The organism is Allobosea sp. R86505, from assembly GCF_042466375.1.
Classification (GTDB): domain Bacteria; phylum Pseudomonadota; class Alphaproteobacteria; order Rhizobiales; family Beijerinckiaceae; genus Allobosea.
This window is the reverse complement of the sequence record NZ_JAXHPY010000001.1, coordinates 3755449-3779752: the sequence shown is the minus strand read 5'-3', so window position 1 is coordinate 3779752 and position 24304 is coordinate 3755449. Positions and strand designations below refer to the sequence as shown.

The window sequence follows — 24304 nt, the reverse complement described above, 5'->3', positions numbered from 1 at the left end:
ATGGGCCCATTGTCGATTCTGGTGGTCGAGGACCACCCTGAGATTGCTGCGAACATCCTAGATGTCTTACGACAGAATGGCTGGATATGTCAGCATACGACCAGTGTAGAAGATGCCGTTCGGCTTGTCGATCACGAGAAGTTCGACGTTCTAGTTTTAGATCGAATATTGGAGGACGGTGACGGACTCGACGCGTTACGTCGGATCCGTATGCAAGGAAACATGGTGCCCGCCCTCGTTTTGAGCGCCCTCGGCGAACCGAGCCACAAGGTTGAAGGTTTGAGCTATGGCGCAGACGACTACATGGAGAAACCGTACTCCAGCGCCGAACTCGTCGCGCGAGTCCAAGTTCTGTTACGGCGTGTGGCCTATCGCGAAGAGGTCATCCGATCAGGACGACTCGAGATACTCGCCGAATCTCGGTCCGCGCGTTACGCAAATCACCGACTGGAGCTGACGAATCGCGAATTCGAGCTCCTCTTGTACCTTGCTAGGAACAAGGGGATCGCGGTGTCTCAGGATATGATCCGCCAGCACGTCTTCAACATGCCGTTTGACCCAGGCAGCGGCATCGTAGAAGTTCATATTTTCCGATTGCGCTCAGAGTTAAAGCGGTTGGGCGCTCCGAAGGACGTCATTGCAACAGAACGCTCCGTAGGCTATCGCTTTGATTAAGGAAGCGGTGAGCCGATCTTACGCTTACGCGCTGTTGCGGGCAGGCGTGCTTTCTTTTATTGCAATTTGTATTGTTTGGTCGATAGTAATCGCCTTTTTTTCTGCAAGGTTGAATGCGGATGTGTATCGTCAAATCGATGATGAGATCACTCGCGTAAAGTTTTTGCAGGGTCCCAACGAGATTGCCGATTTGCTCAAGAGAGAGGTCATGTTCGGCCTCGGGGGTGAAAACCGTCACCGGTATGCTCTACTGGACAAGAACGGCTTGTGCGGCGCTCCGCAGAAATCGCTTTCGGCAACCTGCCCGGTTTCGTCGATCGACGAACCAGGCCGGATCCTGTTCGAAGAAGACCAGACCGCAGCGTTCGATCAAGCCAACGGTGAAGGGCGGGTCGAGCGCTGGCTAGCCAAGCGAGCAATGATATCCGAAGGGCTTTGGTTGATCGTGAGCTCTTCAACCAAGGGCGCCACAGCCCAATTGCGCGCTCTGGTCGTTGCTGGTCTGGTTTCAATAGCGGCCGTTCTCGTAATCTCGGTTGGAAGCGCATGGGCAGTCTCACGCCAGATCGTTCATGATATCAATGGCATCGCGACCTTCTGCGGAACCTACCGTCTTTCGGGCTCTATGCGGCGGCTCGCAGTTTCTCACACCTTGCGTGAGACAAGTCAGATCGCTGCCCACATCAATGCGATGCTCGACACGATCGACGATCAAATTCATGGGCTAGAAGCATATTCAGAGCGCGTGGCGCACGAGCTGCGAACGCCCTTGACCCTCGTTCGGACGGAAATTGAGCGCCTAGAAAACCAGGTTGCAAAGGGCCAGCCTGCCAGCTTCAAGCGCGTGACCGAACTCGTCGAAGCTATTTCGCACACGTTCATGGGGCTTTATCGTATCGCGACAGTGCGGGGCATGCCCCCCACCAGCGACTCCGTCGATCTGACTGCGCTGGTAACAGAACTTGGTGAGATCGCGATGGTTGTGGCGAGTCCAAGTCAAATCAATTTCGCCATGCAAGCCGATGGCGATTTCGTCGTGTTGGGGGATCAAGCCTTGTTTCGACAGATGATTTGGAACGTAATCGACAATGCCATCAAATACGCTCCGCTTGGCTCAGCCGTTGCAATGCGTCTGGAACAGCAGGACAACTTCATCAGATTGGTCGTGACGGATAAGGGGCCTGGCATTCCCGCCGATCAGCGAGAAAGCGTCTTGAGGCCCTTCTATCGCATAAAGTGCGCTCATGGCGGCGCTGGTTCTGGTATTGGGTTAGCTCTGGTATCGGCAATTGCCAAGCAGTTTGGCGTTGGGTTGAAATTCGAAGACAACGAGCCGGGACTTCGCGTTGTATTCAGCTTTCCCGCCGCCGCTTGTGGCTGATTATGCGGTCTCCCTCCGTCCTCACCTTCCGTCTCCGACGATTGCGAAGGGAGCCCAGTAAGCGGGGTGTGCGGTGTGTTCGGAGTTGGCTGCGGCGAGGGTGTCGCGCATGGCGTGGTTGAGGGCTTTGGCGCGTCCGTCGTGCTGGTTCTGGAATGCGAGCGTTGTGATGGCGACGGCTGCGTCGGAGTAGACTGGCCAGGACGAGGTCAGCAGGCTTTTGGCTCCTGCATAGAAGAAGGCCTTGGCCAGGCCTGTGAAGGCTTCGGCGCCCTTTGCGTCGCCGGCTGCAGTGTTGCAGGCAGAAAGCACGACCCAATCGGCGGCGAGCGTGAGGGTGGCGATCTCGCTGGCGGTGAGCAGACCGTCATCCTGGACCGAGGCCTTCGCCGGCGGGGATAGCACAAGGGCGGGTTCGGGGAGCTGGAGTTCGCCGCTGACGAGGCCATGGGTGGCGAAGTGGAGGATGCGGTAGCGGGCAAGCTCACCGCTGGTGTTGAGCGCCTTCAGCCGGGTCTCGCTGGCATCGGGTCCCAGCAGGATGTCGACGCCGGCCCGGGCCGGGCGGGGGACGGCGGGGAAGGCAGTGTCCCGCCCCGGCTCGGCTTGCGCCTGGCGCGCGGCGATCGTGTCGGCGATCTGGATCAGTTCGCAGCGGCTGTCGGGCAGGCGCGGCTGCCCGCGCACGGCCTCGACGCTGGCGAGCACGAAGCCGTCCTCGCCGCGGGCGTCGCCGAAGACGTTCTCGGTGCTGCCAGGCGCGCGCAGGGCGGCGACCTGGACCGGCCCGGCCGCGGCGGCGGCGGGGGCGCAGTCGAGCGGGGCTGCGTCGCGCTCGGCTCGCGTGCGGCCGATGACGGGATCGCCGAGGCCGATGAAGGCGCGGTCGGCCGGGGCGCGTACGACGGCATTGCCGCGCAGCGCCCGCAGCGAGGCAATGGTCGGCAGGACGGTGATGGCGGGGTGGGACTGGAACAGCCAGGGCGCCTGCTTGTAGAGCGCGACGCGGTCGGTCCCGGGGGCGTCCCAGCCCTCCGGCGGCGGCGCGGTCAGCAGCAGGTGCCAGGGCAGCGCCAGCAGCTCGGGGGCCGGGGCGAGGATAAGCCGCTTGCCCTTGACGAACGCCCGGATCTCCTCGGGGAACAGGCGGGTGTAGAGATCATGCGCCAGCGCCAGGTCGAAGGGCGCCCCGCCCGCCGCCAGATCAGGACGGCCCAGGGCCTCCTCCTCGGGGCCGCGGACGGCGCCCGCCCCAGCCGGGGCTGATGCGCCGGGCGCGGCGCCGGCGGCCATGGCGACTGCGGTTGCGGGCGCGGGCTGGGCCGTCGGGCCGCCGGGTGCGCAAGTCCTGTCCGGCAGCGCCGCCGAACAGCGCAGCCGCGCCGCCAGAGCCGCAACGTCGCCGACCTGCGGCAGCGTCGCGACCCGTCCGTCCTCGCGACCATAGGCGAAGACGAAGCCACCGCCGTCATACGGCGTGATCGAGACCAGCACCTCGTCGGGGCCAAGCAGCGGCTGCAGCTCCTCGACCGGAAGCGGCCGACCCTCGGCCAGCTCGGCATAGGCCGGGAAACGCTGGCCGATCTCGGCGTCGGCCACCTCCAGAGCTCGCCGCAGCGCCTCCGACCCCGTCCGCAGCTCCGCCATCCGCCGGCTGCGCTCGTCCTGCGGCAACGTCGTCGAGGACGAGACGGCGAGGAACCGGTCGTCGGAGCGCTTCAGCTCCCCCAGCAACCGGTCACGCTCGCGCGCCAGCCGACCCACCTCCGGATCGGCCGCCTGAGACCGCGCCGAAGCAGCCGCAATCGCGCCGCCAGTCCCGCCCAACCGCTCCCACTGAAGATCACGGAAGGCAGTTCGATGCGCTTCGACCACTTGATAGGTCGCAGGGACCCCATCGCGTTTACTTAGCATCACCAAGCCAATCCGCTGGCGCGCATACCAGCGCCAGTTTTGGCCCGCGATCAGGGTCTTGTTCTGCGGCGCGGTCAAGATGGCTACGCTCGCAGTCAATAGCGCTTTTGGCTCCTCAGTCCGTCCCCGTCTCGCGAGAGTAAGACCCAAATTCTCAAGGCTCTTGGCGATGTCCGGGTGGCCCTCGGGCAATGCCTTCTCGCGGATCACCAGCGCCTGCCGGTTCAGCGGCTCCGCCTCGGTGAGGCGGTTCTGCAAAGCTAGCACAAAGCCGAGGTTATCGAGGCTTGTGGCGATGTTCGGATGGCCCTCGGGCAGCGCCTTCTCGTAGATCGCCAGCGATAGTCGTTCTAGCGCCTCCGCCTCACTGAGGCGGTTCTGTGAGCGTAGCATCGCGGCGAGGTTGCCGAGGCTCGTAGCGATTGCCGGATGGCCCTCGGGCAGGGCCTTCACGTAGCTCGCTATCGCTCGCAAGTGCAACGGCTCCGCCTCGGCGGCACGGTTCTGCAAAGTTAGCAGCCGGGCAAGGTTAGCGACGCTCTGGGCTATGTCGGGATGGCTGTCTGGCAGCGCCTTCTCGCGGATCGCCAGTGCCCGCCGGTGCAGCGGCTCCGCCTCGGTGAGGCGATTCTGCGAATCTAGCACATCAGCCAGATTGTTGAGGCCCGTAGCGATGTCTGGATGCCCCTCGGGCCATGCCTTCTCGGAGATCGTCAGCGCTCGCCTGTACAATGTTTCCGCCTCAATGAGGCGGTTCTGCGAAGCTACTACATTGGCGAGGTTGTTGAGGCTCACGGCGATGCTCGGGTGACCCTCGGGCAGGGCCTTTTCGCGGATCGCTAGAGCCCGCCAGTGAAGTGCCTCCGCCTTATTGAGACGGTTCTGCGAAGCTAGCACCCGGGCGAGGTTGTTAAGGCTCGTGGCTGTTTCGATGTGATCGGCGCCGTAGCGCCGCTCGGCTGCAGCCTGAACGCGGCTGGCAACAACTTCGGCCTCAGCGAGCTTGCCGGCAGCATACAGTCGTGCAAATTGATTGTTGAGCGTGTCAATTGCGGCTGCCGTGAGCGGTTCGTCGTTGGCCGACGGGCCGGCTTGCGGTGTTGCATGGTTTGCGCCGGGCGGCTCGGCCGCCTGCGCCGTCGCGTCGTTCAGCGCCACGGCCACAAAAATCGCTGCCATCGCCACTGAGGCGAGGCTCGGAAGCAAGCTGTCGAAGCCGATGCTGCTCCACGATCGCGTCACGACCAAGCTCCTTGCGCTGAGGAAAGCGGGCTGGCGACTGCCTTGGGCGGAGTGCAACAGTCACCATTGCGCGAGGAGCCTGAGTACGCAGAACGTGAATAGGATTGTCAATGGAGTGCGCCCCTGCGGGTAGACAGGATCAGGCTGCGGTTTTGACCGTGAGCCGGGCGTGTTGATCCTCGAACTGCTGCGGACTGAGATAGCCGAGCGCGGAGTGCAGTCGGCTGGCGTTGTAGACCTGATCGATGAAGCGCGGAAGGTCGGCAGCAACATCGTCGAACGTCTCATAGGCCATCGGATAGACGGCCTCGACCTTGAGCGTTTTCATGAAGCTCTCGGCCTTGGCGTTATCATAGGGATTGCCGCGGCGCCCCATCGATCCGACCAGGCCTTGTTCGGCGAGAGCTTGCCGGTAGCGCCCGGCCGCGTATTGGGCGGATTCAACCGGTCGTCGCAACAACCAGAGATAGGAGGTTGTGACGATGGCTGGTCGACGAGCATCGGAGAGATGCACGCGGAAGAAGTTACGTTCGCCAGGAAGGCCACTTGCCTGGCAGCGTGAGCACTATTGCCGTTTCTGGCAGGCTATCGCGCGCGGACGTACGAGCGAGCAGGCGGCCGCCGACGCCGGTGTTTCGGCGCCGCTGGGGCCGCGCTGGTTTCGGAGTTCGGGAGGTATGCCGCCAACCCACTTTGCGCCTTTGGCGCCGATACCTATCGGAAGATACCTGTCTTTCGGCGAGCGCGAGGAGATCGCGATCGAACTGGCCAAGGGAACAGCGATCCGTGCCGTCGCACGGAAACTGGGACGCTCGCCTAGCACGATCTCACGGGAGGTGCGCCGCAACGCTGCAACACGCGGCGGCAAGCTCGACTATCGCGCCATCGCCGCTCAATGGCATGCCGACCGCGCGGCACGACGGCCTGGCCCGGGCAAGCTGTCCAGCAACCCTACTCTACGCGCTTATGTCGAGCGGCAACTCTCGGGTCTCGTCACGAACGTCGATGGCACCGGCTTCGCGGGTCCCAAGGTGATATGGAAGAAGCGTCGCGCCGTGCTTCGGCAGAGCCGGCGCTGGTCAACCGCGTGGAGCCCGGAGCAGATCGCTCAACGACTTCGGATCGATTACCCGGAGGATCCCACCATGCGCATCAGCCACGAGGCGATCTACCAGTCCTTCTATATCCAGGGTCGCGGTGCATTGCGTCGGGAGCTGACGGCCTGCTTGCGCTCGGGTCGAGCTCTGCGTGTTCCGCGCGAGCGGACCCGCGGCCGTGGAAAAGCCTTCTTGGGCGATGCCATCATGATCAGCGAACGGCCACCGGCGGTCGAAGATCAGGCGATCCCGGGCCATTGGGAAGGCGATCTCATCCTGGGTCTGCACAGCTCGGCGATCGGCACTCTCGTCGAACGCAGCTCGCGCTTCACGATGCTGCTGCACCTGCCGCGCCAAGAAGGGTATCAGCGTGGACAGAGGGTCAAGAACGGCCCGCCGCTTGCCGGACACGGTGCTGAAGCCGTTCGCACGGCGATCATCCAATCCATGAGCGAACTACCCAGGACGCTTCGTCAATCGCTGACTTGGGATCAGGGAGCCGAGATGGCTCAGCACGCACGGCTTCGCATCGAGAGCGGACTGGAAGTCTACTTCTGCGATCCGCAAAGCCCGTGGCAGCGCGGCTCGAACGAAAACACCAATGGCCTTCTGCGGCAATACTTCCCGAAAGGGACCGATCTCAGCCGGCACTCAACCGGGGAGCTGGCCGCCGTCGCTCACGCGATGAACACCCGGCCCCGCAAAACGCTCGGGTGGAAAACACCGAGCGAAGTGCTCGATCAGTTCCTCGCCCAGCAGTATGATGCCGGTGTTGCGATGACCGGTTGAATCCGCCGTCTCGACGAGCTCGGTGTCGTCGATGCTGATGGCCGGCTTATCGTAGTAGGTCGAGCGCGCGATCCCCATCAGCCGGCATCCTTCTGCGACAGAGATGCCGCGGGGCCGGTGACGACGGATGTAGTCGTGCTTCTCGGCCGCGGTCCGTGCTTTAGAGCCCCCTTTAGAAACTCGATCTCCAGGGCCTGCCTGCCGACGAGCCGCCCCAGCGCGGCGATGCGCGCCTCGTAGGCTTCGATCGTATCGACAGCGGCGGCCTCGTCGTCAAAGGCGCCGCCCTCGAATTTTTGAATCCAGATGCGGATCAGGTTGCGCGACAGGTCATGTCGACGGGCAAGGCTATGGAGCGTCTCGCCAGCTAGGTAATTCTGCGCCACCTGGCGCTTGAACTCGATGCTGTGGGTGCGGTGTCGGGCCATGGGCTTTCATCCTTCTAAAGCCCGGCTCCCCGGTCAATTCCCTGTCGTCACACTGTCCGCCTCAAGGGGCGCACTCCACTATCGTCTGCGACCTTGAACGGCGACGGACCGTGACGCTTCTGCGCGCGGCGCCTGGGTCGCGAGGATCGTGACGATGCGCCCACCTCCGACACTACGGCCACAGGCTGCGCAATCACAGCCGGCACGAAGGCAGGCAGCACCTCCGCCGCCTTGCGCGCCTCGCGCCGCCAGGTGAACAATTGCTGTGGCGTCAGGCCATGGCGGCGGGCAACCGCCGACACCACCGCGCCTGGCACCAGCGTCTCCACCAGGATCCGCGCCCGCTCATCGCCGCTCCAGCGACGGCGGCCAATCGCACCGTTGATCACCTCAAAGCGCCGGACTTCGCCCTCCGGCTCAAGTCTATGGTCAAGCCTAGACACAAAACGACCCTCCAATCAGGATCGTCACACTGACCGCTCAGGCCCCTGCGAAGAAGGTGCGATCGGGGCGCCGCTTACAGATGATCCGTACCAGGGCCGTCGCTGGCATGCCGTTATGGATGGATCGCGCCGCCGACAGCCTCGTGGCGTCGTTCTGCAGCGGCGTCAGAAAGGACGAAGCGGCGTACCCCTACGAGCTCGGCCGTCTTGAGGATTGATGCTTGGGGGTGAGAATGTGTCTGTATGGACGTCTATACAGGCACACCGATCAGTCGGCTTGAGATCGTTGAGCGGGGCGGTCGGCGGCGCTTCAGCGATGAAGCGAAACTGCGGATCGTTGAGGAGAGCTATTCGGGTCGGCGACTGGGCTCGGCGACGGCGCGCAAGTACGCGATCACGCGCTCGCAGTTGAACGATTGGCGCGATGCCGCACGTGCCGGTCGGCTTGGTCCCGCTTCAAGCGCTGGGTTCATTCCGGCTGTGATCGTGCCGGAGGTGACGGCGACGACCAGCCCGCTGCCGGTGGATGGCAGCCGGATCGAGATCGTGACGTCGAACGGGCGGCGTGTCGTCGTCGACGGAAGGGTTGATGTTGATACGCTGCTTCGTATCATACGCGGCCTGGAGACGCTGCGATGATCCCGGTCCCGCCGGGGGTGAGGGTCTGGCTTGCGACGGGTTACACCGACATGCGCCGTGGCTTTCCGGGCCTGTCGCTGCAGGTTCAGGAAGTGCTTAGCCGTGATCCGCTGAGCGGGCATCTGTTCTGTTTCCGAGGGCGCCGCGGCGATCTTTTGAAGGTGATCTGGCATGATGGCCAAGGGGCCTGCCTGTTCACCAAACGGCTGGAGCGGGGACGCTTTTTGTGGCCGAGTCCGGCGGATGGGGCAGTGACGATCTCTACGGCTCAGCTCGGCTATCTTTTGTCGGGAATCGATTGGCGTAGCCCCCAGGAAACTTGGCGTCCGACGCGGGTCGGCTAGGATTTGCCTTTGAAATCGCAGGCTAAATCTGATTCACTGGCTTCGTGATGGTGAAGCCGGACGATCTTCCTTCGGACCTCGCGAGTGCCTTGGCGGCGCTGCGGGCCGAACGCGAGGCGCGGTTGCAGGCCGAGGCGGTGGCCGCCAGCGCGCAGGCGAAACTCTCGGACACCGAGGCGTTGATCGCGCATCTGCAGCTGATGATCGAGAAGCTGAAGCGCGAGAAATACGGCCAGCGTTCCGAACGCACGGCACGGCTGATCGAGCAGATGGAGCTTCAGCTCGACGAACTCGTGACCGCGGCGAGCGAGGACGAGCTTATCGCCGCCGCCGCGGCGACGAAGAGCGGGACCGTGCGCGCCTTCACGCGCAAGCGGCCGGTGCGCAAACCTTGGCCCGAGGACATCGAGCGCGAGCGGATCATCATCGATCCACCCTCTGCCTGCGCCTGCTGCGGGGGATCGCGGCTGTCGAAGCTGGGCGAGGACGTGACGCAGACGCTGGAAGAAATCCCGCGCCGCTTCAAACTGATCGAGACGGTGCGCGAGAAGTTCAGCTGCCGGGATTGCGGGAAGGTCAGCCAGCCGCCGGCGCCGTTCCATGCGACGCCGCGCGGCTTCATCGGCCCGCAACTGCTGGCGACGATCCTCTTCGACAAGTTCGGCATGCACGCTCCGCTCAACCGTCAGAGCACGCGCTTCAAGGCCGAGGGGATCGACCTGCCGCTGTCGACGCTGGCCGACCAGGTCGGCCACGGCACCTTCGCCCTGAAGCCGGTCTTCGATCTGATCGAGGCCCATGTGCTGGCGGCCGAGCGCCTTCATGGCGACGACACGACGGTCCCGATCCTGGCGAAGGGCAAATGCGCGACCGGGCGGATCTGGACTTATGTCCGCGATGATGGCCCCTTCGCCGGACCTGCGCCGCCGGCGGCGGTGTATTACGCCTCAAGCGATCGCCGCGGCGAGCACCCTCAAAAGCATCTGGCCGGGTTCGCCGGCATCCTTCAGTGCGACTGTTACAATGGCTTCGAGCCGCTGTTCGACCCGCAGCGGAAGGAACAGCCGATCACGCCGGCCTTTTGCTTCGCCCATGCCCGGCGCGGCTTCTTCGAGCTGGCCGACATCGCGAAAAAGGCCCGCGATGGCGTGAAGGGAAAGCCGGTCTCCCCGGTCGCCCTGGCGGCGGTGAAACGCCTCGACGCGCTGTTCGAGATCGAGCGCGCGATCAACGGGCGCAGTGCCGAGGAGCGGCGGGCAGTGCGGCAGGAGAAGAGCAAGCCGCTTCTCGACGAGATGCATGCCTGGCTGCTGCATGAGCGAGAGACACTCTCGCGCTCCGCCGAGGTCCTGAAGCCGATCAACTACATGCTCAAGCGCTGGGCCGACTTCGCCCGCTTCCTCGACGACGGCAGGATCTGCCTCAGCAACAACGCGGCCGAAAGAGCGCTACGAGGCATCGCTCTGGGGCGGCGCAACTGGACCTTCGCCGGCAGCCAGCGCGGCGCCGACCGCGCCGCCGTCATGCTCACGCTCATCGCCACGGCTCGCCTCAACGACGTCGATCCGAAAGCCTGGCTCGCCGACGTCCTGGCGCGCATCGCCGATCTGCCCGTCTCATGTCTGCACGAACTGCTGCCGTGGCAGTGGCGCCTCCTGCGCGAAGCCGAAAAGCCCGCAGATCAGAAGGCCGCCTGAACTTCACGTGCCGCCATCATAGCCCCCGTGGCCCTCGCGCGAAGGCTTCCGTCATGCGGCCCTCCTCGTATGCGTACGAAGCGGCCGTTCGAGCCGCCGTCACATCGCCTTGGTCGAACGGGCAGACCGAAGGCCAAATCACGAAGCTCAAGCTCGTCAAACGTCAGATGTACGGCCGTGCAAAGATCGACCTGCTTCAGGCTCGCCTCATCGGTGCGATCTGACCGAAGCTGCAGCGAGTTTGCGTCAGATCCAAATTTGCACGCCGAAACACAAATGGGCGCATATCGGTCAAGAAGGAGGGCCGTAGGTATAAGTTTTACTATTACATCTGTCGGAGATTACAATCTAGGTGCCACTGATACTAAAGCGGCGGCATCGGAGCCCACGGTTGCGATCGGCAAATGATCGGCGTATTGATCGCGATGGCGACGGCATCTCTCGGTAGCAGCTACCGATGGCTCGTTCGGCTTTGTCGATGGTTTTAAGAAGGCGTGTGTTGTTGCCCCTCAAAGCAATCGGCAGCAGGCCAATCCTCGCGGCACTTTCATGTCCAAGTAATGGGGGCTGACGTTGGCGGCTGATGATGCTGACTCCTCGGCTTTTCACTTACCGTCTCCGACGATTGCGAAGGGAGCCCAGTATGCGGGGTGAGCGTTGTGTTCGGAGTTGGCTGCGGCGAGGGTGTCGCGCATGGCGTGGTTGAGGGCTTTGGCGCGTCCGTCGTGCTGGTTCTGGAATGCGAGCGTTGTGATGGCGACGGCTGCGTCGGAGTAGACTGGCCAGGACGAGGTCAGCAGGCTTTTGGCTCCTGCGTAGAAGAAGGCTTTGGCCAGGCCTGTGAAGGCTTCGGCGCCCTTTGCGTCGCCGGCGGCGGTGTTGCAGGCGGAGAGCACGACCCAGTCGGCGGCGAGCGTGAGGGTGGCGATCTCGCTGGCGGTGAGCAGACCGTCATCCTGGGCCGAGGCCTTCGCTGGCGGGGAGAGCACAAGGGCGGGTTCGGGCAGCTGGAGTTCGCCGCTGACGAGGCCATGGGTGGCGAAGTGGAGGATGCGGTAGCGGGCAAGCTCACCGCTGGTGTTGAGCGCCTTCAGCCGGGTCTCGTTGGCCTCGGGTCCCAGCAGGATGTCGATGCCGGCGCGGGCCGGGCGGGGCGCGGCAGGGATGGTGGGGTTTTGCGGCTCGCTCTCCCCCTGACGCGCGGCGATCGTGTCAGCGATCTGGATCAGTTCGCAGCGGCTGTCGGGCAGGCGTGGCTGCCCGCGCACGGCCTCGACGCTGGCGAGCACGAAGCCGTCCTCGCCGCGGGCGTCGCCGAAGACGTTCTCGGTGCGGCCAGGCGCGCGCAGGGCGGCGACCTGGACCGGCCCGGCCGGGGCGGCGGGGGCGCAGTCGAGCGGGGCTGCGTCGCGCTCGGCTCGCGTGCGGCCGATGACGGGATCGCCGAGGCCGATGAAGGCGCGATCGGTAGGCGCGCGTGCGACGGCATTGCTGCGCAGCGCCCGCAGCGAGGCAATGGTGGGCAGGATGGTGATGGCGGGGTGGGACTGGAACAGCCAGGGCGCCTGCTTGTAGAGCGCGACGCGGTCGGCCCCGGGGGCGTCCCAGCCCTCCGGCGGAGGCGCGGTCAGCAGCAGGTGCCAGGGCAGCGCCAGCAGCTCCGGGGCCGGGGCGAGGATAAGCCGCTTGCCCTTGACGAACGCCCGGATCTCCTCGGGGAACAGGCGGGTGTAGAGATCATGCGCCAGCGCCAGGTCGAAGGGCGCGCCACCCGCAGCCAGATCAGGACGGCCCAGGGCCTCCTCCTCGGGGCCGCGGACGGCGCCCGCCCCAGCCGGGGCTGATGCGCCGGGCGCGGCGCCGGCGGCCATGGCGACCGCGGTTGCGGGCGCGGGCTGGGCCGTCGGGCCGCCGGGTACGCAAGTCCTGTCCGGCAGCGCCGCCGAACAGCGCAGCCGCGCCGCCAGAGCCGCAACGTCGCCGGCCTGTGGCAGCGTCGCGACCCGTCCGTCCTCGTGACCATAGGCGAAGACGAAGCCGCCGCCGTCATGGGGCGTGATCGAGACCAGCACCTCGTCGGGGCCCAGCAGCGGCTGCAGCTCCTCGACCGGAAGCGGCCGACCCTCGGCCAGCTCGGCATAGGCCGGGAAACGCCTGGTTATCTCAGTATCGGCCACTTCCAGCTCGCGGCGCAGCGCATCCGACCCCGTCCTCAGCTCCGCCATCCGCCGGCTGCGCTCGTCCTGCGCCAGCGTCGTTGAGGATGAGACGGCCAGGAACCGGTCGTCGGAGCGCTTAAGCTCCGAAAGCAGCCGATCGCGCTCGCGCGCCAGCCGACCCACCTCCGGATCGGCCGCCTGAGACCGCGCCGAAGCCGCAGCGATCGCACCGCCAGTCCCGCCCAACCGCTCCCACTGAAGATCACGGAAGGAGGAGTGATGGGCTTCACGCACGACATCAAGCGCTGGCGTGCCGTCGCGGTCCCAAATCGTCAAAGCAAGGCCAATCTTTTGCGCTGCGACCGAGCGCATTCTCGACGGGGCAATAACTGCTCTGTTCTGTGGATCGCTCCAGATCGCTGCGCTTGTAGTCAGCAGCATCAACGCTTCATCACTCCGTCCCTTGTAGGCAGAGGCTCCCATTGAGTTATCGTGGCTTGCGCCAATGTCAGAACGGTCTTTGGGCGACGCTTTTTCCAGCGTCAAAAGTGATCGAGGAGCGACAACATCAACTCCGCTACGACGGTTTTTTAAACTCAGGACTTTCGCTAGATTACCAAGGCCAACAGCAACGGTGGGATGTCCCTTGGGGAGTGCGCTTTCAAAAATCCCTAGTGCCCGGCGGAGCAGCGCCTCTGACTCATCATAGCGGCTCTGCTGGACCAACGCCATGGCGAGGTTATGGAGGCTCATGGCGATATCGGGATGGCCCTCGGGCAGAGCCTTCTCGTTGATTGCCAGCGCTCGCCGGTACAGGATCTCCGTCTCGCCAACCTGATTTTGCGAGTGTAGCGCCAAGGCTAGGCTGTTGAGGCTTGCCGCGATGGCCGGGTGGCCCTCGGGCAAGGATTTTTCTAGAATTTGTAAAGCGCGACGGCTCAGCGCGACTGCTTCACTATAGCGGTTCTGCGACGTGAGTAGATTAGCAATATTAGTGAGACTATTTCCGATTCTTGGGTGAACTTCGGGCAGTACCCTCTCTAGGATCGACAATCCCCGTCTGTACAGCGCCTCCGCCTCAAATGTTCGGTTCTGCAGACGCAGCACTTCGCCCAAATTGTTTAAGCTCGTTGCGATGTCGGGATGCTCGGGAGTGAGTATAAATTCGTATATTGACAGCGCGCGACGGTGCAGTGTTTCGGCCTCTATCAATAAATTCTGTGTCGCTAATACATTACCGAGATTGCCAAAACTCTCAGCGATCTTTGATTGATCGTTCGGATATATGTTTTGTCGCATAACAAGCGCACGCCGATGGAATGACTCTGCATCCTTGAGGCGATGCTGCAATCGCATTAATTCACCAAGGTTGTTCAATATTTGAGCTGTGTCGGAATGACCGGCGGGGAATGCGTTATCCATAAGCTGAGCGGCCATTCGATACATATTTTCAGCTTCAGATGAACGATTTTGTGATGCATATAGCAACGCCAAATTGTTCACGGTTTTGATGATTTCGGGATGTTCTTTAGGTAATATTGCCCTCTGTAGCGCTAACGCCCGTCGGTACTGAATTTCTGCCTCGTCTGTTCGGTTTTGGGAGGCGAGAAGCAAACCATAATTGGTGAGGCTGCTTGCCAAGTGGTAGCTGCTTGTTGGCAAAGCCTTGTCGAAAATCACTGACGCCCGACGAAAAAGCGCCTCCGCCGCACCGAATCGGTTCTGCGCTGCTAGCACGGTGGCAAGATTGCTGAGGCTGTGAGCTATCGCAAGGTCGCCCACGCCAGATATTTTTTCTCGTATTGCGAGCGCCCGCCGGTGGAGCGCCTCCGCCTCACTTAAACGATTCTGAGACCGGAGCACTTCAGCTAAGTTGGTAAGGCTCGTTGCGGCGACTGGATTGCCTTTGGGTACATCCCGTTCCGCAATCCTGAGCGCTCGCCGAATTAACATCTCCGCCTCAGCGGCGCGATTTTGAGAATAAAGTACAGATGCCAAACCGTTGAGACTAGTCGCAATAGAGATACTGTCCTTAGGAAGGGTATTTGAACGAATTGCTAGTGAGCGTCTATGCAATGATTCGGCTTCGCGCAAGCGGTTCTGTATTTGTAGTATATCACCGAGATTGCTAAGAGCCGTGGCGATAGAGGGGTGGTCTTTGGGCAGCGCCCGCACTAGAATTGTTAACGCTCTCCGAAAAAGCGCCTCAGCCTCCCTAAACCGGTTCTGGGAAGTTAACGTTAGGGCGAGACCAGAGAGACTGATGGCGATCTCGGTATGACCTTTAGACAGTACTTTTTCGCGAATAGCCAACGCTCTTTTGTGCAACGCTCCTGCTTGTACGAAACGTTTTTGCAACCTAAGAACTTCGGCTAGATTGTTTATGCATAAGGCAATCTCAGAATGATTTTCCGGAAGGGTCTTTTCAAACTGAACCAGCGCCCGCCTAAATAGTGATTCAGCCTCGCGGAGGCGGTTTTGCGCTGAAAGCACTAATGCTAAGTTGCTGAGACTCCTCGCGATGTCAGGGTGATCATGGTGGAGAGACTTCTGCCAGATTGCTAGCGCCCGTCGATGCAGCGCTTCTGCCTGCGACAAGCGGTTCTGAGACCGAAGCGCCTCTGCTGTTTGATTGAGCGTATAGGCTATGTCAGCGTGCGCCGCAGGCAAAACCTTCTCCTGGATCGCCAGCGCCTGCGTATGTAATCGCACCGCGTCCGCGGAGCGACCGCGACGCTGTAGCACCAGACCGAGGTTATTCAAGGCCGTAGCGGTGTCTTTATGGCTCGCGCCATACACGCGTTCGGCGACAGCGAGGGCGCGGCGCGCAACGGCTTCGGCTTGTACGACCTGTCCCGCTTCAAAAAGGCGAATTCCCTCGTTATTAAGCCTGTGCAAATTCGCTGCGGTATTCGGTGCGTCCGTCGTGGCAATCGGGCGTTCGGACTGCGTCTTCTGGACTGTTTGCGCACGTGCTGTCACGCCGGCCGACATCAGTGCTGCTATAAAATATGAAGTAATCATCGTAACGGGCTTTGAAAACATCCGCTTTCGAGCGATCAAGATCGTTTCTGCATTGATCCATTTCATGTTGTCATCCAAAATGATAAATGCGTCAATCAAACGAACAAATATAGTAATCATCGGGATATAATTTAATTGCAAATATTATAATTCGTTAATTATATTGATTATCAGTTATATTAATTTGTTACCAACCAATAAATGTTTCCTGCGTGACCGTTATTGACGATGTGGATGGTGAATTCACCCTCGAAACGCGGCGTCCAGCGGCAGAGTTCGCGGTCGGAGTAGCCTGTCTGCTCGCAGACGGTGTTGCCGAACTCATCTACGACCTTGAGATCAAGATCCGTCTTGCCATCGCCTTGGATATAGACGGCTGCCTCACGTTGAGCTTCGAAACGGACCGCCTTGAAGTTGTCCGTGTCCTGCGGGCGGATTTCATCCCTATGTCGGATCGGCCCACTGACGACGCCGCGCGCCTGGGCGCTTCGGACGTCGGCGATCAGGGCCGTCAGCACCTTGTCGCCATCGGCGAGGACCGTCGCGTCGCGTAGGAGCACCTCGGCTTCGAACATGTCGACCGGCTGTCGTGTGGACGGTTTGGCAGATCCGGCGAGCCTGCCTAAACCCTCTTTGACGCCGACCGTAAGACGCAGTTTAGCGGCTGCCACGAGGGCGACCGGATCGCGCGTCCGCCGCGCCCATGTCGCCAGCTCGGCGCTGGCATGGAGAGTGCTGACCGCTGCACTGGCCTCGGTTGAAGCCGGTTTGGCCTCAGCGTTAGGCGAGGCGGCGAGGCTAACCGACGGCAGTGTAACCACGCCAATGAGCACGAGTGCTAGAGTCTGCCTCAAAATAAACCTGCAAACTTGAGAAGCATTCATAACGAAGCCTTTCTTCAATGTGTCGAGCGATGGGAGTTGATGGTTTGCCGGAGCGGTATTGCCTCGGCCTATTCGGGGGCGCGGACGTCAAGGCGCAGCACCGCAACGTGCGCACGCGATAGCGCCGTTCGCTGAAGCGTCCCGTTGCGCAGACCGCTCCGACCCATGCCGAGGTCGAAGAGGGCGTCGATGGCCCTGTCGCTGGCGGATGCAGGAGGAGTGATGCTCGACCTGGTCGGCGGCATGCGTCGTTCGGCGCAACTTCCCGCTAGAAAGTCGAACGTGAATGGCGTGTGCAGTTCATCAACTGATCGCCGCTCAATGCCGATGACGACAAACCGCTCGAGTCCCGTGCTGGATGGCTCGTTCCGGCGCAGATTCCAGGTTCGGTAGGGAACGGCCACGACCCGCGCAGGCTGGTTCGGATGGAGCCGCGGGTCCTCCGAGATCCGACGCAGATAGGAGATGCAGCCAACCTCATCGACGTGAAGCACCGTCAAGTCCATTGGATGCTCGCCTTGATTCTGGACTGACAGGTACACGACGTCGCAATGATGAATACGAGGCGTCTCTATCGCTGCGACGCCGATTGACTGGGCTGGCACGGTATCGCGAGCCGTCAGCGGTGGACAATCACGTCGGTCTGTCACCGGTTGTGTCGATGAATTCGATTGCTCATCGCGCAAGACATAAGACGAAACCAAAAGCGTACTGTCGCGTGCCGCGCTGAGATGCGAGGCGATGCGTACGAGATTTCGGGCTCGGGTGATAGAGGCGATGGCGCTACCGAGATTGCGAGCGGTGACTTCAGCGGTGTCTCCGATGCGAACTGAAGGGGTCGTCTGCGCGCGCCGCGAACTCTGATGTCGCGGCCAGTCGCCTGCCTCGTTCAGGATCCAGATCCGTCCTGCCTCGATGCGGAGACGAAGATCGGCAGGTTGGCTCGGCGCGGCCATCTCTAGCGCCACCCCGTCTCGGGCAGAGGGGGTGGCGAGGATGCGACCAAGCGCTGCGCGCGCATGCGATTGCTCTTCTTCATTTCCATCGGCTGAGAATGGCTCTGCGATTGTCGTCCTCGTCGAGACGACCGTACTCCTGATCTCCCCGAGCAGACGGCGGGGCAGGAAGGTTCCGGGATCCGCACGAATGGTCACAACTGCACGGCTGAGCTCGACGGTCTCGACGATCCCGGTCGCGACAGGGGCTGCAAAAAGCTCGCTCGGCAAACGAAAACTTAACTCCGACCCGACAGCCAGCCCATGCAACAGACCGCCAGAGAGCTCCCAACGCTCGCCAGCGATCTGCTCAGCGAGTAGTTGTCGGCCACTATTCTCGCTGCCGGCTCCCAGAGCCGGCCGATCAAGCTCGCCTTCAAAGTAAGGCGTCGGCATCGTTTGCCGGGATCGATCGTAGCCCGCGAGCACCGCGACAGCCAATTCGCGATAGGTTGCGCCGGGGTGCTGCAGCATCGCGGTTGCCAGATTATAAGTCAGCGCCCCATGCTGACGGCGTTCGGCGGCCAGTAAGTCGGTTGGATGCAGAAACTCTTTCGCCTGTTGATCTGGCTGAGATGCAAAGAAGGCTACAAAGCCGCCAGCCAAGTCGCCGTCGAACTCGGCGTCGCGTCCGATCAATCTCCCTGCCCCTTCGGATGAGCGGGTTCCCACTCGGGCCGGAACGCCGAGGAGCGACGGGTCGACTGATCGCGTGGCCACGTCATTTTCGCCGGCTCCGCGGGTCATGGTAGCGGAATGGCAGCTGTCGAAGATGATCCAGACGAACGCACCTTTTTGACGGATCCGCCGGACAACATCGGCGATTTCGTCGTCGATGATGGCGTTCTGGACTGACGCCTGGGCCGCCTCCCACGGACCAACGTCGAGCGGTAGAAAGATCTCGTCTAGCTGGTCTGGCTCCTGAGAACGTCCCGGCGGCTCCGGTTGTTGCGAACCATGACCTGAAAACTGGATGTGGATGACATCCGCGGGTCGTGCGCGTTCAACCAGTTGCTCGAGCTCGGCCATGATCAATGCACGTGTCGGGAGGCCGGACACCTTGAGTCCCGACGCCCAATCGGGCAGCTTGTCCGCGAGAACGGTGATGTTATCAGCGGCAACGCCACGTCCCAACAGCACAGAGTGCATCAAGGCTATGTCGTTGGGAGGACCGGTCAACGGGCGTCCGAACGTGTACCCCGAGACACCAACTAGAAGAGCGCGTGTCTCAGCGGAAGCAGCCGTACCTGTCACCAAGAAACAGGCCGCGATCGCAGAAAAAATTTTTGTCGTCGATCGCAGACACATGGCGACATCCTGTCTATCCAAAACGTAATGAATCATAGACACGCTAGCCGAGGTCAGCACATGAATATTCCGGTCATCTTGGTTGGGATGGTTCATTTTGAAGCGCGGCCGGGGCCCTCATCACGACAATGACCGACGTGTTGCCGCGGGTCGCACGCACGGCGACCTGTCCCTGGAGGCTGGTGAGCACCGCGCGCATCGCCTCGCCGGAGGGCGTCGCGCGATCATTGATCGATTCGACGACATCTCCAGCCGCCATGCCGTTGCGGGCGGCAGGGCTACCTGCTTCCACCGACGCGACCATCATGCCCTTCACCCCACGTCTGGCAAGCGGATGGTCCTTTCGCAGCTCCTGGAACGTTGCGCCTAACAGTGCGAGCTGATCGGGCGAAACGCTTGGAGCCTCGATTTGTACGTGCACTTCGATCTCTTGGCCGGAGCGATTGATTGCCAGCCGCAGCGTGCCGCCATTTGGAGCCAGGCCGACGGCGGTGCGTAGTTGGCTTGCAGTGCGGATTGGCTTCCCGTCGATGCCGACGACAACATCGCCAGACTTAAGCCCAGCGCCTGCTCCGGACGAAGCGGGGCCGGCAGCCTTGATCAGTGCGCCCGTCGACACCGACAGGCGCAATGCGGCAGCCAGTTCCTGTGTCAAATCCTCAATTTCGACGCCGAGGCGGCCGCGCTGAACCTCTCCGTAGCGCACGAGCTGATCCATGATGGCCATGGCGATGCGCGACGGGACCGCGTAGCCGATGCCGACATTCCCAGCGTCGTGCTGACGGCGGAAGATAGCAGTGTTGATTCCTACCAGCCGGCCGCGCGAGTCAACAAGAGCGCCGCCGGAATTACCAGAATTAATTGAGGCATCCGTCTGGATGAATTCTTCGAATTCCAGCCCGATCCCCGTGCGGCCCAATCCGCTGACGATCCCCATGGTGACGGTCTGGTCGAGGCCAAACGGGTAGCCGATGGCCATGACCACATCGCCGACAGCGAGATTATCGGAGGGCGCGACCGTCATCCCGATCAAGTCTCTGGGATCGATCTTGACGACGGCGATATCTGTGGCTTGGTCGGAGCCGACTATGGTGCCGACGACGATACGGCCATCGGGGAACCGGACCCTTACCTCTCGCGCACCGGCCACGACGTGGTGATTTGTGAGAACCAAGCCACTCTGCGGATCGACGATCACACCAGAGCCCGAGCTCCCGGAGGGTGGTTGTTGACGTCCGTCGCCCGGCAAAACCAAGCCTGGTGGGAGTTCGTCCGCCCGGCTGAAGTCGGTCCCGGTGCGGACCATGATCTGGACAACGCTTGGCAGTGTAGGGCCGATGGCGGGAGCGAAAGTCAACACGCCCCGTTGTGGGTCAAGCGCTGGCATAGCGGCGACTTGGGCCATGCCGCTGGATTGCATCGTCAGCGTGATGAGCGCAGCAATCATCAGGCGCGAATTGTTAAGCGGCATCAAAAGCTCCTGGAAGGTCGACCGAATTGCTGAAAAGTTAGCTTTCACCGTCCGTCGCCGACAATTGCGAAGGGTGCCCAGTAAGCGGGGTGAGCGGTGTGTTCGGACTGAGCTGCGGCGAGTGTCTGGCGCATAGCGTGGTTGAGTGCTTCTGCGCGTCCGTCGTGCTGGTTCTGGAAGGCGAGTGTGGTGATGGCGACTGCAGCGTCGGAGTAGACTGGCCAGGAAGAGGTGAGCAGGCTTTTGGCTCCTGCGTAGAAGAAGGCTTTGGCCAGGCCGGTGAAGGCTTCGGCACCCTTGGCGTCGCCGGCGGCGGTGTTGCAGGCGGAGAGCACGACCCAGTCGGCGGCGAGCGTGAGGGTGGCGATCTCGCTGGCGGTGAGGAGCCCGTCATCCTGGGCTGAAGCCTGGGCTGGCGGGGAGAGCACGAGGGCGGGTTCGGGCAGCTGGAGCTCGCCGCTGACGAGGCCATGGGTGGCGAAGTGGAGGATGCGGTAGCGGGCGAGTTCGCCGCTGGCGTTCAGCGCCCGCAGCCGGGTCTCGGTCGCATCGGGACCGAGAAGAAGGTCGATGCCGGTGCGGGTGGGTCGGTCGGCGATGGGCATGGCGCTGCCCTGATCCGGCGCCTGGGCTTTCGATTGTTGGGAGGAGAGGCTAGCGGCGACGGTGATCAGTTCGCACCTGCTGTCGGGCAAGCGGGGCTGCCCGCGTACGGCCTCAACATTGGCGATGGCAAAGCCGTCCTCGCTGCGGGCGCCGTTGAACACGCTGTCGGGGCTGCCGGCCGAGCGCGAGGCAGCGGCGATCTGGAAGGGCCTCGCCGGGTCGGTCGGCTTGCAGTCGAGCGGTGCTGCGTTGCGCTCGGCTTCCGTCCTGCCGATGGTGGGGTCGCCCAGGCCGATGAAGGCGCGGTCGGCGGAGGCTCGGGTGATAGTATTGTTACGCAGGGCGCGTAGCGAGGCGATGTTCGGAAGGATGGTGATGGCCGGGTGGGCCTGGAACAGCCACGGCGCTTGCTTATAGGCCTTGGCGCGGTCTGCGCCGGGGGCGTCCCAGCCTTCGGGCGGCGGGGCGGTCAGGAGAAGGTGCCAGGGCAGGCTCAGCAGCTCTGGGGCCGGAGCGATTATCAGCTTCTTGCCGGCGATAAAGGGGCGGATTTCCTCGGGGAAGAGGCGCTGGTAGAGATCCTGAGCCAGTGCTAGGTCGAAAGGGTTGCCACTGGGCGTGAGTTCGACCAGCCCGAGCTCTTCCTCGGCCGGCCCACGAACGGCGGTCGTCCCGGCGGACGGCGTGGCCGATGCGACCTGCGCGCCGGCGGCCGGGACAGGTGCGGCCGGCGCTGCTGCGGGCCGGCAAGCGGGGTCGGGCAGTGCTGCCGAGCAGCGCAGCCGCGCGGCGTACCCCGCAGCCTCGCCGGCCTGCGGCAACATGAGAACGCGGCTGTCGTCTCGACTGACGGCGAAGAAGAAACCGCCAGTACCGTAGGGCGTGACCGAGACCAGCACCTCGTCGGGACCGAGGAGAGGTTGCAGGTCCTCAAATGAGAGTGGCAGGCCCTCGGATAGTTCCGCATAGGCGGGGAAGCGCCGGGCGATCTCGGCATCAGTAGCCTCGAGGCCGCGGCGAAGCTGCTCGGAGGCGCCTCTCAATGCCTCCAGCTGGCCGCTGCGCTCGTCCTGCGGCAGAGCCCTCAATGACGAGACTGCAATGAAGCGGTCATCTGAGCGCTTGAGTTCGCCGAGCAGCCGGTCGCGCTCGCGCGCCAGACGCCCCACTTCCGGATCGGCCGCCTCCGACCGCGCCGAGGCCGCTGCGATCGCGCGCCCCGTACCGCCCAGCCGCTCCCACTGTAGATCACGGAACGCAGCGCGGGCCGCGGTGCGAGCCTGCTCGATCGTCAATCCGTCAAGACTACGCTCGAACGCGAGCGCTAGGGCCAAGCGGGCGTTCGCATTCATCCGCCAGTTCTCAATATCGACCCGGCCACGATTCTGCGCTAACGCTTTAATTGAAGTAGCTTCTTCAAATAGTCGTATAGCCGCGCCAAAAGCTTTAGCTTGGACTGTAACGGCTGCTAAGCTCTCACGCGTTACCGCAATCGATAAATCGGCGTGTGGCAACGAAAAATTTTCGACTGCGACTGCCCTCTGGAGGAAAGTCTCTGCCTCTGCAAAACGGCCTGTGTTAGAACTAAAAATAGCCGCCCCAATATTGCTGAGTGTTGTAGCAATATTGCGGTGAAATTCAAAGAATGAAGATTCCCATATATATAACGCTCTCCGGTATAGCTTCTCACCTTCGCCAGTACGACCAGACTTTACAAGTAATGATGCAATATTATTTAATATTTCTGCAATTTCTGGGTGCTCTGTCGGCAACGTTTTTTCCTTGATTATCAATGCTCGGCGAAGCAAAAATTCGGCCTCAGCAAGTCGGTTTTGTCTATTTAAATTACTAGCGAAATTCGTAAGACTTGTAGCAACATCTGAGTGATCCTTGCCGAGAACATTTTCACGAATGGCAAGGGCGCGCCGTTGAAGAGGCTCGGCCTCCTCGAGACGATTCAGTTTGGAAAGCAACACGCCCAAATTGTCGAGGCTTGTCGCGATATCCGGATGATCCTCCGGCAAGGCCCTTTCGTTGGCCGCAAGCGCCCGGCGGTGGAGGGTCTCCGCCTCGCTGGCGCGACCGAGCATGTCCACCGCAATGGCAAGTTGGTTCAAGCTCTTCGCGATATCCGGATGATAGGAAGGCAGTTTGTTTTCGCGAATTGCTAACCCACGACGATGAAGAGCCTCCGCCTCAGTTACGCGGTCGATTGTCCTGAGCGCCGCCCCGAGATCGTCTAAGCTACGGACAATCTCTATACTATCGCTCCCGTAGTTGCGCTCGGCCTGCGCGAGGGCTCGGCGAGCTGCAATCTCAGCTTCGCGAAAGCGCCCTGCTTTGAACAGCCGAGCTGTGAGATAGTTGAGGCTGGTCGCGATATCGGGATGGCCCTCCGGCAGAGTCTTCTCTTGTATCGCCAGCGCCCGCCGAAGCAGCGCCTCCGCCTCATCGGAACGGTTTTGTTGGTCGAACACGAAGGCGAGGTTTGTGAGGCTTGCAGTGACATCACGATGGCCCTCTGGCAGAATCTTTTCCCGGATCGCCAGCGCGCGTCTCAGCAGCGCCTCTGCCTCGGCCTGATGGTTCTGTGAAAATAGCACCGTAGCTAAATTGTTGAGACTCCGGGCGATTTCGGGATGGTCCTCCGCCTGAACCTTTTCCTGAATTGCCAGCGCCCGCCGATACAGCTCCGCCACCTCAAACGGGCGGTTCTGTGATCGCAGTGCTTCAGCGAGGCTGCTGAGGCTTCTGGCTATGTCAGGATGGTCGCTGGGCAGGACCTTCTCGCGGATCGTCAGAGCGCGGCGCTGGAGTGCCTCCGCCTCGCTATTGCGGTTGAGGGCAGATAGCACGACCGCTAAATTGTTGAGCATGGTCGTGGTCTCAATATGATCCTTACCATGTATACGCTCTGCCAGCGCCAGAGCGTTGCGCGCGGTGGCCTCTGCCGCCCGAAATTGGCCTGCATCGCGCAGCTTTGACGCTTCGTCGGTGAGGTTCTTGATGGCGGCTGCGGATAGGGGAGCGTCTGCTGTTTGAGGCTTAACCGTCACCACAAATGCGTCCACCGGCACCGCGTTATTGGCATGCGCTGGCATTTCAAGGCTTGAGACAGTAGCCCACCCTGTGATCGAGCAAGCAGTCAGCGCGGCCACTTTATGTGCCAACGAGTGCTTCTTCATCATTTTCGCTCACCGACAACCAT

Annotated in this window: 15 protein-coding genes; 6 read left to right on the top strand and 9 right to left on the bottom strand. The window is 62.1% G+C overall.

What is annotated here, in order from left to right; translation table 11 throughout:
• Positions 1 to 9 precede the first annotated feature (9 nt).
• Both SJY11_RS18160 and SJY11_RS18155 read left to right on the top strand, forming a co-directional pair.
• Entirely contained in the window at positions 10 to 675 is a 666-nt protein-coding gene (locus tag SJY11_RS18160) for a response regulator transcription factor (protein ID WP_376988154.1), read from the top strand.
• A 7-nt stretch (positions 676 to 682) separates the two neighbouring features.
• A complete protein-coding gene (locus SJY11_RS18155; RefSeq protein ID WP_376988153.1) occupies positions 683 to 2056 on the top strand; it encodes a sensor histidine kinase in 1374 nt (457 codons plus the stop codon).
• Between the two features lie 21 nt (positions 2057 to 2077).
• Here SJY11_RS18155 and SJY11_RS18150 read toward each other — a convergent pair whose 3' ends face one another.
• Together SJY11_RS18150 and SJY11_RS18145 are read right to left on the bottom strand one after the other, a co-directional pair.
• Positions 2078 to 5212: a CHAT domain-containing tetratricopeptide repeat protein gene (locus tag SJY11_RS18150; protein WP_376988152.1), complete on the bottom strand. Its 3135-nt coding sequence runs from the start codon at positions 5210 to 5212 to the stop codon at positions 2078 to 2080.
• Between the two features lie 139 nt (positions 5213 to 5351).
• A complete protein-coding gene (locus tag SJY11_RS18145) occupies positions 5352 to 5726 on the bottom strand; it encodes a transposase (protein ID WP_376988151.1) in 375 nt (124 codons plus the stop codon).
• Here SJY11_RS18145 and SJY11_RS18140 point away from each other — a divergent pair.
• Complete coding sequence (locus SJY11_RS18140) at positions 5695 to 7098, top strand: IS30 family transposase (RefSeq protein ID WP_376988150.1); 1404 nt, start codon at positions 5695 to 5697, stop codon at positions 7096 to 7098. The two genes, SJY11_RS18145 and SJY11_RS18140, sit on opposite strands and share 32 nt — an antisense overlap.
• A 77-nt stretch (positions 7099 to 7175) precedes the next feature.
• Here SJY11_RS18140 and SJY11_RS18135 read toward each other — a convergent pair whose 3' ends face one another.
• Positions 7176 to 7526: a transposase gene (locus tag SJY11_RS18135; protein ID WP_376988149.1), complete on the bottom strand. Its 351-nt coding sequence runs from the start codon at positions 7524 to 7526 to the stop codon at positions 7176 to 7178.
• 47 nt (positions 7527 to 7573) lie between these two features.
• Complete coding sequence (locus SJY11_RS18130; protein ID WP_376989366.1) at positions 7574 to 7843, bottom strand: transposase; 270 nt, start codon at positions 7841 to 7843, stop codon at positions 7574 to 7576.
• A gap of 369 nt (positions 7844 to 8212) precedes the next feature.
• On the opposite strand from SJY11_RS18130, the gene tnpA reads away from it, so the two are divergent.
• The 3 genes from tnpA to tnpC are packed head-to-tail and all read left to right on the top strand — an operon-like array spanning position 8213 to position 10649.
• On the top strand, positions 8213 to 8608 hold the full coding sequence (tnpA, locus tag SJY11_RS18125) for an IS66-like element accessory protein TnpA (RefSeq protein WP_376986773.1): 396 nt from the start codon (positions 8213 to 8215) through the stop codon (positions 8606 to 8608).
• Positions 8605 to 8952: an IS66 family insertion sequence element accessory protein TnpB gene (tnpB, locus tag SJY11_RS18120; RefSeq protein WP_376986771.1), complete on the top strand. Its 348-nt coding sequence runs from the start codon at positions 8605 to 8607 to the stop codon at positions 8950 to 8952. The genes tnpA and tnpB overlap by 4 nt, the downstream gene beginning before the upstream one ends.
• A 47-nt stretch (positions 8953 to 8999) precedes the next feature.
• Entirely contained in the window at positions 9000 to 10649 is a 1650-nt protein-coding gene (tnpC, locus tag SJY11_RS18115; protein ID WP_376986770.1) for an IS66 family transposase, read from the top strand.
• A 605-nt stretch (positions 10650 to 11254) separates the two neighbouring features.
• Here the strand turns inward: tnpC and SJY11_RS18110 are convergent.
• The 5 genes from SJY11_RS18110 to SJY11_RS18090 all read right to left on the bottom strand — a co-directional run bounded on the left by SJY11_RS18110 (position 11255) and on the right by SJY11_RS18090 (position 24284).
• A complete protein-coding gene (locus SJY11_RS18110) occupies positions 11255 to 15973 on the bottom strand; it encodes a tetratricopeptide repeat protein (RefSeq protein WP_376988148.1) in 4719 nt (1572 codons plus the stop codon).
• Positions 15974 to 16011: 38 nt separating this feature from the next.
• Complete coding sequence (locus SJY11_RS18105; protein ID WP_376988147.1) at positions 16012 to 16665, bottom strand: hypothetical protein; 654 nt, start codon at positions 16663 to 16665, stop codon at positions 16012 to 16014.
• A gap of 119 nt (positions 16666 to 16784) precedes the next feature.
• Entirely contained in the window at positions 16785 to 19115 is a 2331-nt protein-coding gene (locus SJY11_RS18100; protein ID WP_376988146.1) for a caspase family protein, read from the bottom strand.
• Positions 19093 to 20538, bottom strand: coding sequence for a trypsin-like peptidase domain-containing protein (locus tag SJY11_RS18095; protein WP_376988145.1), 1446 nt, complete (start codon positions 20536 to 20538; stop codon positions 19093 to 19095). The genes SJY11_RS18100 and SJY11_RS18095 overlap by 23 nt, the downstream gene beginning before the upstream one ends.
• Entirely contained in the window at positions 20535 to 24284 is a 3750-nt protein-coding gene (locus tag SJY11_RS18090; protein WP_376988144.1) for a CHAT domain-containing tetratricopeptide repeat protein, read from the bottom strand. The genes SJY11_RS18095 and SJY11_RS18090 overlap by 4 nt, the downstream gene beginning before the upstream one ends.
• Positions 24285 to 24304 lie beyond the last annotated feature (20 nt).

What these genes read in the sequence shown, in the direction of transcription:
- SJY11_RS18140 (WP_376988150.1), top strand. Translation starts at nt 5,695, where the DNA reads ATGGCTGGTCGACGAGCATCGGAGAGATGCACGCGGAAGAAGTTACGT.
- SJY11_RS18135 (WP_376988149.1), bottom strand. Translation starts at nt 7,526, where the DNA reads ATGGCCCGACACCGCACCCACAGCATCGAGTTCAAGCGCCAGGTGGCG.
- tnpA (WP_376986773.1), top strand. Translation starts at nt 8,213, where the DNA reads ATGGACGTCTATACAGGCACACCGATCAGTCGGCTTGAGATCGTTGAG.
- tnpB (WP_376986771.1), top strand. Translation starts at nt 8,605, where the DNA reads ATGATCCCGGTCCCGCCGGGGGTGAGGGTCTGGCTTGCGACGGGTTAC.
- tnpC (WP_376986770.1), top strand. Translation starts at nt 9,000, where the DNA reads ATGGTGAAGCCGGACGATCTTCCTTCGGACCTCGCGAGTGCCTTGGCG.
- SJY11_RS18100 (WP_376988146.1), bottom strand. Translation starts at nt 19,115, where the DNA reads ATGAACCATCCCAACCAAGATGACCGGAATATTCATGTGCTGACCTCG.
- SJY11_RS18090 (WP_376988144.1), bottom strand. Translation starts at nt 24,284, where the DNA reads ATGATGAAGAAGCACTCGTTGGCACATAAAGTGGCCGCGCTGACTGCT.